Consider the following 13,226-nt stretch of genomic DNA (forward strand, 5'->3'; position numbering starts at 1 on the left):
CTGAATCGAATACACCGCAACAGCGTCTGTTGTGACATAAGGTCCGACATTTTTTTCGCCTGCTGTCCAAAGACGGGAGAATTTACTTTGAACGTACGATTTGGTAGTTTGGAATGTTCAGATGGCACGGCCGTCGGCATTTATCGATGAATTTGCAGCGAACAACCTTACATATCCTGAATGGCCCAAGAGATCTTTCCGACCGTGCAAAGACCGGCGTGTCGCTGCACTGCCATACAGAGCATTCTAAGGAGATGCTTGCCTTTGTGCCGCATTATGCTGACAAACTTCCGATAATCTCTTATTTCTGGCATAAGGAGAAAAAGAAGTACGAAGAACGCGAGGGCACCGGGCCGGCCTTTGATACCGCATATTGGTCGCCGCCGCTTACCGGTCAAGCCGTCTATGATATCGAGAAGTCGCAGATCGAGGCCGCGAACCTATATTCATTAGTGTCACTTACCGACCACGACTGCATAAACGCCAACTTGACCCTCGACGAGGCCGACCCGTCAAAGTCCGTGCCGATCTCGCTCGAGTGGACGGTTCCCTTCGACTTCGGTTTTTTCCACGTCGGAGTTCACAATCTGCCAAAGGACAGGGCGGTCGAAATATCCCGAACGCTCATCGGTTATACATTCGAAAAAGAACGCCATTGCGACGAGAATCTCAGTGAGTTGTTTGCGATGCTCTTTGAACTGCCACAGGTTCTCATCATACTTAACCATCCGATCTGGGATATCGAAATGGCGGGCAAGGAGCGGCATAATGCCTTGCTGAAGGATTTCCTTCGGCGCCACGGCCGGTGGATACACGCGTTTGAGATAAATGGTTTCAGAAGTTGGTCGGAGAATAAGGCAGTTATCGAAATGGCCGAAGCCCTCAGCGTTCCGATCGCCACGGGCGGCGACAGGCACGGATGCAAGCCGAACACGGTCATTAATCTGACCCAAGCGGAAACGTTTGATGAATTTGTCCATGAGATACGCGTAGAGCGGGCGAGCACTGTGGCCCTGATGCCTGAATATGAGCAGCCGCTGCACTCGCGTCAGCTGCAGTCTTTTTCAGAGATACTTTCGCTGTATCCCGAGGCTCCGGAGCACCGGCGACGTTGGTTTGACCGTGTTTTCTTTGATATCAATGACGGCAAGGGCCTTGTGCCGCTTTCGGAGCACGGCTGGAAACGCGGCGGCCCGACCTGGCTCCGATGGGCTATCTGGACGCTCGGCTTTCTCGGCAGCCCGAAGGTGCGTCCGGTCTTTCGCGCCGTTCGTAAGAGCCGCGACCGCGTGCCGAAGGATCTTTCGATCGCCGATTTTGAGATTCCGGATCCCGAGGAATTTTTCGGCGAACTTTCGGGCGAGGCCGTTTGAGCTTTGCTCTGCTTTATATTTCTTATAATGGCAGCCTCGGCTGCCATTAACTGTTAATGAATACTCTTGTGAGTGATACTCCGCGGGTCGCATTCTTCCCCGATTCATATCTCGAAGTGAACGGCGCGGCCATGACCTGTCGCCGTCTTGTGGAATATGCCGCGAAGGAGGGCTTCCCTTTCCTTGTTGTCCACGCCGGTTCTGAGAATAGGACGGTTACGGACGGCAGCGTTACGCATTTTTCGCTAAAGCGTTCGCTCGTCAATATCGCACTTGATGAGGAACTTGCATACGATCCGCTATTCGAACGTCATCAGGGTAAGGTACGGAAAATGCTTGAGGAATTCAAGCCGGACGTGATCCACATAACGGGCATCAATGATGTCAGCATCATCGGTTCGGTGCTTGCGTGGCGAATGCATTTGCCGCTGCTCGGCTCGTGGCACACTAATGTGCACGAATTCGCCGCACGCCGCATCGAGCGCATGCTTCGATTCCTGCCGAAAGGTTTTGTAAACCGCCTAAGCGCGTTCGCCGAGCGTAAGATCAAGGCGGGTACGATGCTCTATTACAAACAGCCGCAAGTGATCCTTTCGCCGAACCCCGAACTTGTCGAGGAACTCGGCCGACGGACAGGGCGGCCATCGAAACTGATGGCGCGAGGCATCGACCCTGTTTTCTTTTCACCGGAGAAGCGTACCGTGAGCCATAACGTCTTTCGGATCGGATCGGTCGGCAGGCTGCGGGCGGAAAAGAATGTCCGCGTGCTTATTGACGTCGAGAAGGCGTTCCTTGACGCAGGGATCGACGACTTCGAGATGCTGATCGTGGGCGAAGGCACCGAACGCGAGTTCCTTGAGAAGAATCTTACAAAGGCGCGCTTCACCGGCTTTCTCTCGGGCGAACCGCTGGCCGAAGCATACGCGAACATGGATGTCTTTATGTTCCCGTCCGAGACCGACGCCTTTGGGAACGTCGCTCAAGAGGCGAACGCATCGGGCGTTCCGGCGATAGTTTCGGACAAAGGCGGGCCGAAATTCATCATAGACGAGGGCGAGAACGGCTTTATTGCAAAGGAACGTGCCGATTATGCAAAATTCGCACTTCAACTTTACAATGATAGGCAGCTGCTGGCTGAAATGAAGTCGAACGCGCGCCTCGCCGGGCGATCCAACTCGTGGGACGCGATCTTTGACGGAGTTTACGACGCCTACCGCATGGCAATAGCACGTCATAAATGAGCTTGAACGAAACGACGATCACTGCCAAAGAGGATGATCTTGAGGGATTTGAGGCCCCGCCGCCGCCGCATACAAGTGTGTATGCGGTCGCGCGGCATATAATAAGCCATCCGATCGACACCTTTGTGCTCCGATGGAACTGGAAATCCGCCGTGCTCTCGGCCCTGCTCCGTTCACCGATCTTTTTCTTCACATACGTTTTCAAAAAGGACGGCTTAAAGCTGGCCGCGGGCGCGGCATTGGCGCAGTCGGTCTTCCGCATCATTTTCGGCGGCACGAATGGCGCGATAATACAGTCATTCAGCAAGGTGGAGCCCGCATGGCATGCTGTCTTGACCGTACCGCTTATTCTGGCGGCCTTCAGTCATTTGGTCGAATTCATCGTACAGTCGGCGTATGACAGCCGGACGGGCGTGAACGGCAAGGGCCGTGCGATCACGATCTCGATAGCGGTTTCGGCCATATCGGCGATCTTCAATCTGTTCGCAATGCGTCGCGGCGCGCTGCTTGTAAAGGACGAGAGCCAGCAGTCGCTTTGGCGCGATCTCAGGCGTATGCCGTGGATAGTCTTCGAATTCCTTTCCTTCCCGCTTGTATGGACAGTCCGGCGCGCCAGAAAGCCTCGCTGACAGGCCGAACATCCCTAACATCAGCCTTTCTGTCTGGGATTTGTCAGCCCGCGTGCACGAAAGTCCGCATAGAGTTCGTCATAGGTTGCAAAGAGTCTTGACATACTGTTCGCTTGGCTGTTTTGGGCCGCGGCGGCAAGGCCGTTATCTATCCTGCGAAGCCGCTCGCTCGCGCTGTCTGCGATCTCGGAAAGAGCGGCAGCGAAGCTCTCTGCCGTAGGTTCGACGAGCCACGCATTATCTTTGTCGGCGTATGTAAGGATGCCGCCGGAGTTCGGCGCGAGAATAGCGGTACCCGATGCCATGGCTTCGAGGCCCACATTACCGAACGGCTCCCGCGGATTGGGATGGATAAAGACGTCAGCATTTGCGTAATATCTTGCCAGCGTCGGCTTGTCGATATGCCCGACAAAGACGACCCTTCCCGGACAAAGGTTCTCGGCCGCCGCCTTAAGGTCGTCCTTTCTCGGGCCGTCGCCGGCTATCAACAGGAAGAATTTGTAATCCGCCGAGCGTGCGGCGTGGTGCATGATATGGGGCAACAGTTCCACATTCTTTTCGGTCGAGAGCCTTGTGGATGAGAGCATTATCTTCGCGTCCTTTGGGAGGCCTGATTTAGCGATGATCTCGCTGCGGAAGGCTTCAGAGCGGTTAGCCGGAGAGAACAGTTCGGTATCGACGCCTCTCGGGCAGATCCGCACGCGTTCGCGCACGGTCTCGGGCAATGTTTTGAAGAACTTCCCGAGGCTGTTGTGGATGCGGTAGTTCGCGCGGGCATACTTTTCGGTCGCAGTGTAGATCTCCTCGGCAACGAACTCGGAGTTCGCGATAAAGTAATCGAACATCTGCAGGATGAAGTTGCCCATCAGGTTCCTTGAAACGGCCGCGCCGATCCTGCCGCCGATCACAAAGGTCTTAAAGATGGTGTCGAAGCGTTCGCCGGTGAAGTAAACGAGCATCGGGCGGCCCAGACGGCTAAAGAACCCTTTCCGCACGACTGCGGCAAAAGGCACGACCGATGCGTTGTCGTACACCTCGATCATCTGCGGCATCTCGGCGAGCAGGACCGTGCGGACGGGAGTTCCGGTTTGGAGGTAATGGGTCGGCAGTATGGTCCTGTATCGCTTATCTATGAAGCGCGAGGGCGGCGCCGCGATGCGGTAGATCTTGGCATGGTCGCCGACGTTCTCGACCGACGCTGCTTCGTCCGGAACTATCAAGCTGACGTATCTTTGGCGTTCATTGGCGGCTTTGAGCAGACGGTCGTAGTTCGTTTTAACGCCGCCGGAGAGGCTGTGATAGTAGTTAGTTATATGGACCGAGCGGGTCAACTTGTTCGGCGTGTCTTCGGACATCTGCATCTTGTCAGCGTGCTTCTCTTGCGGGCCGCGGCAGATATCTGTTACGTCGGCGGCACAAAGTTTCAATCTAAACCGCCGCCGTGCCTTATGCAAACCGGCGCGCGTCCCGGCACCGTACAGTTTGCGAAATACGGACGCGCATTGCCGAGGCCCGCCGCTTGAATTATATTTCATAGATAGATGCTTGAGCTTGTCCTCGCAAATTTGAAAGTACGCCCGATACGCACGGCGATAAGCGTAGTAGGTGTGGCGATAGGCGTGATACTTGTGGTTCTTTTCACCGGGCTTGCCCGAGGGATGACCGATGATATGTCGCGGCGTGCCTCGAACTGGAAGGCAGAGATCGTGTTCGCTAAGTCGGGCGGAATGGAGACGACGAGCTCCAATATGAATGTCAGCACAGCCTACGCGGACAAGCTGCAGGCCGTCGCGGGAGTGGCGAGTGTCGTTCCGGTCGGCCGCTACATCGCATCGAACGCGAAGGGACGCTGGGGACTTCAGCAGATAGACGGCGTACCTTGGGATCAGTTCGCGGCGATGAACGGCTTGTACCTGACAGAGGGCCGCGCACCGGTTGCGGACGACGAAGTGGTGCTCGACGAACGCCAGATACGCGAGGACAATGTGCGCTTAGGCGGCACGATCGACATCTTTGGCGCGAAGCATTATAAAGTGGTCGGCATATTTGCTCCGCCGTCCGGTGCTCGTATCAAGATGTCGCTCACAGCACTGCAGGACGCCCTCGAATCTCCGGGCAAATGCACCTATATCCTTGTAAAGGTCAAGGACGGGGCCGATCCTGCCGCGGTAGCAGCCGCGATAAACGCCGCGCTTCCGGGCAACAAGGTCAATCTTACAAACGATCTCATCATAGACGCTCAGCAGCGCATACCGGGCCTGAACACATTCCTCAACGTCCTTGTCGCTCTCGGTGCATTTGTTTCGACGGTCTTCGTACTTCTGTCTATGTACACGACGATCACCGAGCGGCGAAAAGAGATCGGCATCCTGAAGTCGCTGGGTGCATCCCACTCATTCATCATCCGCACCATCGAGGGCGAGGCCTTTGCCATCGGGCTGATGGGCATAATCGTAGGGTTCATAACTGCCTGGGCCGCATCGGAGGTCATCGGCAGAGGCTTTGATCTTGCGTTCAAGTTCGAGTTCAAATGGATCCTGTGGGCGATCTTCATTGCGGTCGGCGGGAGCCTTATCGGAGCCTTGTATCCCGCCTGGCGTGCCTCTTCGATAGACCCTGTCGAGGTAATGGCGAACGAATAAGCCCCGCCGCACTCCGTCAATATAGATCGCGGTTCTTTCCCGAAGGGCAAATAGCCGCGCCACTCATGGCGTGCATCTTGTGCGGAACGATGCAGAACGCTCGTTTTAACGGGCTTGGCCCGGTCCGGCTTTAGTCAAAATGAACAAAATAACCAAGGGACCTTAGAACGTCATCGCCGGCTCATCGCAGATCTGAACCGGCCCCAAAAAGGACGCGCCTTTGTCGCCGCGGTTCTGATACGGGTCATTCGGCATCTTCGGCAGGCGAATTCTTCGGCCGCATATGCGGGAAAAGAATAACGTCGCGTATCGAGTGTTTATCGGTGAGAAGCATAACAAGCCGGTCGATGCCGATGCCTATTCCGGCGGCAGGCGGCATACCGTAGGCGAGTGCCCGAACATAGTCATCGTCCATGACCATAGCTTCGTCATCCCCGCGTTCACGTTCGGCCATTTGATCGACAAATCTGGCGTACTGCTCCTGCGGGTCGTTGAGTTCGCTAAAGCCGTTGGCGACCTCCATACCGTTTATGAAGAGTTCGAAGCGTTCTGCGATGTTCGGCCGCAGAGGCGACGCCTTCGAGAGCGGCGACACGGACTTCGGATAATCAATGATAAAGGTCGGCTCGATAAGCTTGTGTTCCACTTCAGTATCGAAAGCGCCCATCAGATCGCTGTCGCTCAGCGCCGAGGCATCACGCCCTGTCACCGCAGACACGGCGTCGGCCATCCGAATCCGCCGGAAGCCGCCGAAATCTATCGGCGTACCGCCGTAGCTGACGATCAGGTTGCCGCCGTTCGCCTGCATAACCGCGTCCCTTATCAGCGCCTCGCAAAAGTCCATCATCCCGTCAACGTTCATATACGCACAATAGAACTCGAGCATCGTGAACTCGGGATTGTGCTTTTGCGACAAGCCTTCGTTGCGGAAGTTGCGGTTAAGCTCGTAAACCTTCTCAAAACCGCCGACGACCAGCCGCTTTAAGTAAAGTTCCGGTGCGATGCGGGCGAACAGCGGAATGTCGAGGGCGTTGTGATGCGTCTCAAAGGGCTTTGCCGCCGCGCCGGTGGGTTTCGGGCTTAGCATGGGCGTCTCGACCTCGACGTAGCCGTGCTCATCCAGGAAGGCACGCATCCGCGTTATCAGCTTTGCTCGCCGCTCGAACACCTCGCGGGTCGTCAGACTCTCGTGCTCGACCTGCAGCGACGATCCGATGAGGTCTGCGTACCTGTAACGCCGCCGCAGCTCCGCGTCGGCAAGCCCGTGCATCTTGTCAGGCATCGGCAGCAGAGCCTTTGCAAGGAACTGCAGCTTTTCGATATGTACAGACACCTCGCCGGTGTTCGTCGCGAATAAATAGCCTTCTACGCCGATCACATCGCCGTGATCCAATAACTGCCAAAGCTCCCAGCCCTTGTCCTCGTCAAGCGTGTCCGAGCCGTCATTCTTTATCAGCGACACGCCGCCCTTCTTCGCACAGTAGATCTGCAGTTTTGACAAGCCGTCGGTCAAGTGAACGAAATTGCCGCGTGTCGGCGTCGTCATGCGGCCTGCGATCCGCAGCGTGCCGAGCGAGCGAAGCTCCTCATTCAACGCGTCTTTGAACTCGGCAGGCGGGCGTTCGCCCTCGGCAAGATCCTTTTTTATGTCGGTAAGCCACCGCTCCGCGTCAGCTACAGGCGCGAACCGCCTGACCGCAGTTATCGTATCCTCACCGCCCGTCAGCGCCGTGCGGGCGAATTTGTTCGGATAGCCGTTGCCGACAAGCTCCGTTATGGCGGCAAGCGACGCGAGCCGCGCCTCGGTCTGCGAATTGTGCTCAATAATGTCGTCAAAAGTAGGAATGTTCATTTCAAAAGCTTCGATTATAGTTATGCGGGCGCCGTACGGCAAACTTATCCTGCTTGTGGCACAATTAGACCTGCCGACGAAGAACACCCTGCCGCCGCAGATGTTCGACGCGGCTTTCTGTGCCTGTGGGAACTCAACTCGATCATCTGATAAGCCGTGTGAACTCCGGCACACGCATCGTAAGCCTCGCCGGGCTTACCTCGACCGCGTCAAAGGCCTTCGTACTCTCGCGCCTGCACGCCGCAACACGCAAACGCTTCGCCGTTGTTGCACCAAGCAACGCCGAACTGGCCGAATGGGCAGCCGACCTCCTCTTCTGGGGCGTTCCCGCACTGCCGCTTCCCTCATTTGACGCCGACCCTTACTCCGGCAGTTCGCCGCACGCCCGTACACAAGAGCAGCGCGCCGTCGCACTTTGGCAGCTTCAGGGAAACGAGGTTCCGGCGGTCGTTATGTCAGCACGCTCACTCGTACAGCGTACCGTAAGCCCCGACGAAGCCGCACGCCTCGGCATCGAAGCCGGGCGCGATCAGGAACTGCCTCCCGACCGGCTTGTCAAACATCTCATCGCGGTCGGCTACGTTCGCGAAGACCCCGTCGTAAGCCCCGGCCAGTTCAGCGTAAGAGGCGGAATTATCGACGTGTGGTCGCCCGATGCCGACATACCTCTGCGGCTGGAATTCTTTGGCGACCACCTTGACTCCATACGTTCGTTCAACCCTGAAACACAACTGACCATTGCCCACCTGACGGCCTGCCGCATCGCCCCGATGCGCGAACTCGCCGCCGCACCGCAAGACCTTAAGGACTGGGCCTTTTTTGCTAAGGAACGCTTTCGCGACGAGCGCTTCCGCCGCTATCTCAAGGATCGTACGGACCTCGCCGCCGAAGGTGAGGCCTTTTCCGGATGGGAATTCGTCCTGCCCCTGTCATCGCCGCTTCGCGGCAGCACATTCGCACATCTCGGCGATATGCTGCTGATCCTTGACGAGCCGTCAGCTATCGAAAATACACTGTCAAACCTTTACGACGACCTGCAAAATGAATATCACGCCTCGGACGAGGCCGGCGATATCGTGCTCGAACCCGCCGAATTGCTGCTCACCATCGACGAACTGCGGACCGAACTCAACGTACGCAGGGCGGTAGAACTTCGCGCCTTGGGGCGAACCGCCGCTGATACGGATCAGGGCTTCGCCATTGATGCCGCTATCGACACCGGCCCGGCAAAGACGGCATCCGCACCGCTCTTCCTCTTTCCCGCCACGCAGGAAACCGCGGAGATCGAGCTGCGTTCGCGCTCGACCCGCAAGTTTCACGGCGATGTCGCCGCGTTCGCTGCGGAATTCGATCGAGAGGCCCGGATCGTCGTCTCGACCACGGGAATGGCCGAGCGGCTTGCCGAAATGCTCCGCGAATATAATGTCCCAGTCGCCGCAGGCACGGTCGAGGTCGGTTCATTGTCGGCGGGCTTTGAAATGCCCGATGAACGCCTCGCGATCTATTCAGAAAGCGACATCTTCGGCGAAGATCGTGCCGACGAACGCCGCTCCGGCCCCGCGGCAAAACGCCAACGCTCGCGCCTCGGTGCTTTCATTTCCGATTTTCGCGACCTGAAACCGGGCGACTATGTCGTTCATGTCGATCACGGCATCGGCAGGTTCGACGGACTCAAAACGATAGACCGGCAGGGCGCGGGCCGCGAGTTCATGCTGCTCGTCTATGCCGATGACGCAAAGCTATTTGTCCCCGTCGAACGCATGGATCTCGTCTCGCGGTACTCATCGGGCGAGGCGACGCAGCCGTCGCTCGATCGGCTCGGCGGGCTTGGCTGGCAAAAGACAAAAGCAAAGGCGAAACGTGCGATGCGTGACATGGCGGATGAACTTCTTAAGCTCTACGCCGAACGCAAACTCGTCAAGGGCTTCGCATTCCTGCCCGACAGTCCGTGGCAGCACGAATTCGAAGACGCCTTTCCCTATGAACTAACGCCCGATCAGGACACTGCCATCGCCGACGTTAAGAGCGATATGGAAGCAGCCACGCCCATGGATCGGCTCATCATCGGCGATGTCGGCTACGGCAAGACCGAGGTCGCGATGCGTGCCGCGTTCAAGGCCGTGATGAACGGCAAGCAAGCCGCCGTGCTTGCGCCGACGACCGTGCTGGCTTACCAGCATTTCGAGACCTTCAAGAAGCGCTTTGCGGCCTTTCCGGCAAAGGTCGAACTGCTGTCGCGTTTCCGCAGTACAAAAGAGCAAAAGGCCGTTGCAGATGCGGCCGGCAAAGGCGAGGTCGATGTTCTTATCGGCACGCACAGGCTTCTCTCCAATGATGTTAAGCTGGCGAACCTCGGCCTTGTCATCGTTGACGAGGAACAGCGTTTCGGCGTCGCTCATAAAGAGAAACTTAAGCAGTGGAAAAAAAAAGTTGACGTGCTGACACTCTCTGCAACACCGATACCGAGGACGCTGAATATGTCGCTGCTCGGTATGCGCGATATGTCGGTGATCGAAACACCGCCGCGTGACCGCCTTGCGATCAACACGCAGGTCGTCCAGTTCTCCGAGAGCGTGATACGCTCAGCCATAGAACTGGAACTGTCACGCAGCGGCCAGATCTTCTTCATCCACAACCGCGTTGAATCCATCGAACCGCTTGCCGTCCTTATCAAGAAGATCGTGCCTGCCGCTCGCATCGCTATCGGCCACGGACAAATGAACGAAAAGGAAATGGAGCGGGTGATGCTCGATTTCATCGACTATAAATATGACGTGCTGGTCGCGACGACGATAATCGAGAACGGCATCGACATTCCGCGCGCCAATACCATCATCATAAATCGCGCCGATAACTACGGCTTGTCACAGCTTTATCAGCTGCGCGGCCGCGTCGGGCGATCCAACCGACGGGCGTATGCATACCTATTGATACCGAGCGAATTGGAACTCACGCCGATAGCTCGGCGGCGTTTGTCGGCGATCCGGGAATTCTCTGACCTCGGCGCGGGTTTCCGCCTTGCCGCCCTGGACCTCGAACTGCGCGGCGCGGGCAACATCCTCGGCGGCCAGCAATCCGGCCACCTCGATGCTCTCGGCTTTGACCTTTATACAAAGATGCTCGAACGCACCATCGCCGAAATCCGCGGCGAAGACATTGCTGACGAGATCGGCGTATCGATCAACGTCGGCGTCGATGTTTCGATCCCTGCCGAATATGTGAACGACGCGAGCCAAAGGCTGCGTATGTATAAGCGAATTGCCTCCGCCGATGGTGACGAGGCACTCCGGCAGATCCATCTTGAGGTCGAGGACCGCTACGGGCGTCTGCCGCGCTCCGTCGAGGATCTTTTCGAATACGCACGACTTCGAAAACTCGGCGAGACGCTCGGCATCGTCTCGATCGACCGCAGCGGCAGCCAGATTGCAATGAAACTCGGTGAGGCCTCGCGCGTAAAGCCGGATGAGCTGATGCGGTTCTTAGACGGCACGCAAGGTGCTCTTTTCAGCCCGAACGGCATCCTGCGGGTACCGATCGAGGCCGGCGGTAGTGCGATCACGATCGCCATTGACGCCCTTCTCAGCGTTTCGGGGCGATCAAGCGGTTATTGAAGCTCGGCTTCGGCACAGTCGCCGAAATTGAACTCCCGGCAGGTAAACAGCTCCGGAACGGTGTCCTTTGTCTGCTTTCTGACGTTCAGCCAAACCGGCGAGCGTGAATATTTTTCCTTTGTCCAACCGAGTTTCTCACGGTTCCGCCATACGAACGTATAGGCCTCGCGCTCGTCATCGTGAGCCAAGTGGCGTGCTTCGTGGAGAAGTATTGCGGCCCGTTCGGTATCGTCGGCAGGGTATGTAAAGAAGTCGGGATACAAGGTAATGAGTTCAAACGGGAAGTTCGTCGCGGCGTATGCGTTCTCTTTTGCTACTGAAGCATTCAGCCAATTATCGGTAGAGCGAAAGGCTGCAAAATGTTCGAGCATGAACACTTCGTCGGCAAAACCGCGTTCACGAAGGACCGCGATCGCCCGCTGTACTCCTTCGTGCTGCGACGCGGTAAGCGGTTTTGATGAAATGATCAAAGAAAAATAGAAACCGCACAGAACAGCGATACACGCTGCGATGCAGACTGTAATGCGGCGATACACTGCGGTGCGCGACACTTCACAGTGAGTTCCGCACAGCGTACACTGAGCGTGGCCGTCGGCGTTCAGCCGGCCGCAATTTGAGCGATCTCGTCGCATAGCAGAGCGCAAAGGGGAACGTAACATTCCCCCACTCTTATAAAAATGATAAATCGGCTGTGTTTTTCAAAGCTGAGCAGGGCCGCAAAACGCACAGGACAAACTATATTTCGCTTTCGGCATCAAACACTTCAGTTTGCAAATTGTTAGCGGTAAAGATATAACCGTAACTTACGTTTTTATGAGATCTTTAATGAAAAGCCGCCTACTAATGCTTGCTGCGGCAGTGATGCTCGGAGCGGTTGCCGTCGGTGCCCAAGAAACCGAAACGAAGGTTGTGGATGAGGTCGTCGCACAGGTAAATGACGGCGTGATCACGCTTTCAAAGGTGCGCCGCGAGGCGAAGGACATCGTTGACAGCAGAGTTGCGGAAGGCGTCAAGCGTGAACAAGCCCAACACGATGTCGATGAAAAGCAAGGCGAACTGATCGCCAACCTCATCAACGAAGAGCTGCTTATCCAGAAGGCAAAGGAACTCGGCCTTGACGGTGAGGTCGAGGCCGCGATAAATCAACGCTTCCTCGAAATAATGAGGCAAGGCAATATGCGCACGCTGGATGAATTGTATGAAGCAATGCGCCGCCAGGGCGTCGATCCTAATGAAATGCGTGAAATGTGGCGGAAACAGGCGATCCGTGACAAGGTGATCCAGCGGGAGGTGCAGGCAAAACTCTATTGGGAGCCGACTGCGAAGCAGATCCGCGAGTATTACGAGAAGAACAAAGCGAAGTTCACCAAACCTGAGAAGGTCGGCCTCACCGAGCTGTTCCTGAGCTTTGCGGGCCGTGACGAAAATCAAGTGAGGGCAAAGGCCGCTGAATTGGCAAAGCAAGCCCGTGCGGGTGCCGACTTCGCCAAGTTGGTCGCAGAGAATTCCGATCGGCCTGACGCCGCAAAGACAAAGGGCAGCGTCGGCGTGGTGCCTTTGCGTGATCTTGATCCGAAGTTTCAGGCAGCGCTGAAAGATGTGCCGGCCGGCGGTATCACTGACCCCGTTGATATGGATAACGTCGGTATGGTGATACTTCGGGTTGACGAGCGTCAAGCGGCATCGAGTGAATCGCAGTTTGACGAGGATGCCGTGCGGGTCGAAATGATGAAGGAAAAATATCCTGACGAGGCGAAGAAATTTATGTCGAAGCTGCGTGCCGATGCATATATCAAGATCAACGACACATACCGCCCGATCGTCTCGCCGATCCTCTTTGCGGACGAACGTAAGGATCATTCGCCGAACTGATCCTTA

9 protein-coding genes are annotated in these 13,226 nt (G+C 56.5%); 6 read left to right on the forward strand and 3 right to left on the reverse strand.

Annotated elements, in window-relative coordinates:
- Nucleotides 1–146 precede the first annotated feature (146 nt).
- The 3 genes from HS105_09850 to HS105_09860 all read left to right on the forward strand — a co-directional run bounded on the left by HS105_09850 (nt 147) and on the right by HS105_09860 (nt 3,243).
- Nucleotides 147–1,373 (forward strand): hypothetical protein, encoded by a 1,227-nt coding sequence (locus tag HS105_09850; GenBank protein ID MBE7516895.1) that lies wholly within the window; start codon nt 147–149, stop codon nt 1,371–1,373.
- 68 nt (nt 1,374–1,441) lie between these two features.
- Nucleotides 1,442–2,614: a glycosyltransferase gene (locus tag HS105_09855; GenBank protein MBE7516896.1), complete on the forward strand. Its 1,173-nt coding sequence runs from the start codon at nt 1,442–1,444 to the stop codon at nt 2,612–2,614.
- A complete protein-coding gene (locus HS105_09860; GenBank protein ID MBE7516897.1) occupies nt 2,611–3,243 on the forward strand; it encodes a hypothetical protein in 633 nt (210 codons plus the stop codon). Before HS105_09855 ends, HS105_09860 begins: the two co-directional genes overlap by 4 nt.
- 20 nt (nt 3,244–3,263) lie before the next feature.
- On the opposite strand, the gene HS105_09865 is transcribed toward HS105_09860, so the two are convergent.
- Complete coding sequence (locus HS105_09865; protein MBE7516898.1) at nt 3,264–4,604, reverse strand: glycosyltransferase; 1,341 nt, start codon at nt 4,602–4,604, stop codon at nt 3,264–3,266.
- Between the two features lie 180 nt (nt 4,605–4,784).
- Here HS105_09865 and HS105_09870 point away from each other — a divergent pair, with 180 nt between their 5' ends.
- On the forward strand, nt 4,785–5,885 hold the full coding sequence (locus HS105_09870; GenBank protein MBE7516899.1) for an ABC transporter permease: 1,101 nt from the start codon (nt 4,785–4,787) through the stop codon (nt 5,883–5,885).
- Between the two features lie 244 nt (nt 5,886–6,129).
- Here HS105_09870 and HS105_09875 read toward each other — a convergent pair whose 3' ends face one another.
- Entirely contained in the window at nt 6,130–7,737 is a 1,608-nt protein-coding gene (locus HS105_09875; protein ID MBE7516900.1) for a lysine--tRNA ligase, read from the reverse strand.
- Nucleotides 7,738–7,862: 125 nt separating this feature from the next.
- Between HS105_09875 and mfd the strand changes: the two genes are divergently transcribed.
- Nucleotides 7,863–11,348 carry a transcription-repair coupling factor gene (mfd, locus tag HS105_09880; GenBank protein MBE7516901.1) on the forward strand — a complete coding sequence of 1,162 codons (3,486 nt, stop codon included), beginning with the start codon at nt 7,863–7,865 and terminating at the stop codon, nt 11,346–11,348.
- Here the strand turns inward: mfd and HS105_09885 are convergent.
- On the reverse strand, nt 11,342–11,818 hold the full coding sequence (locus HS105_09885; protein ID MBE7516902.1) for a hypothetical protein: 477 nt from the start codon (nt 11,816–11,818) through the stop codon (nt 11,342–11,344). The genes mfd and HS105_09885 overlap by 7 nt on opposite strands.
- A gap of 355 nt (nt 11,819–12,173) precedes the next feature.
- Here HS105_09885 and HS105_09890 point away from each other — a divergent pair, with 355 nt between their 5' ends.
- Complete coding sequence (locus tag HS105_09890; GenBank protein ID MBE7516903.1) at nt 12,174–13,220, forward strand: peptidyl-prolyl cis-trans isomerase; 1,047 nt, start codon at nt 12,174–12,176, stop codon at nt 13,218–13,220.
- Nucleotides 13,221–13,226: the final 6 nt, after the last annotated feature.

This window comes from Chloracidobacterium sp. (genome assembly GCA_015075585.1).
Lineage (GTDB): Bacteria > Acidobacteriota > Blastocatellia > Pyrinomonadales > Pyrinomonadaceae > OLB17.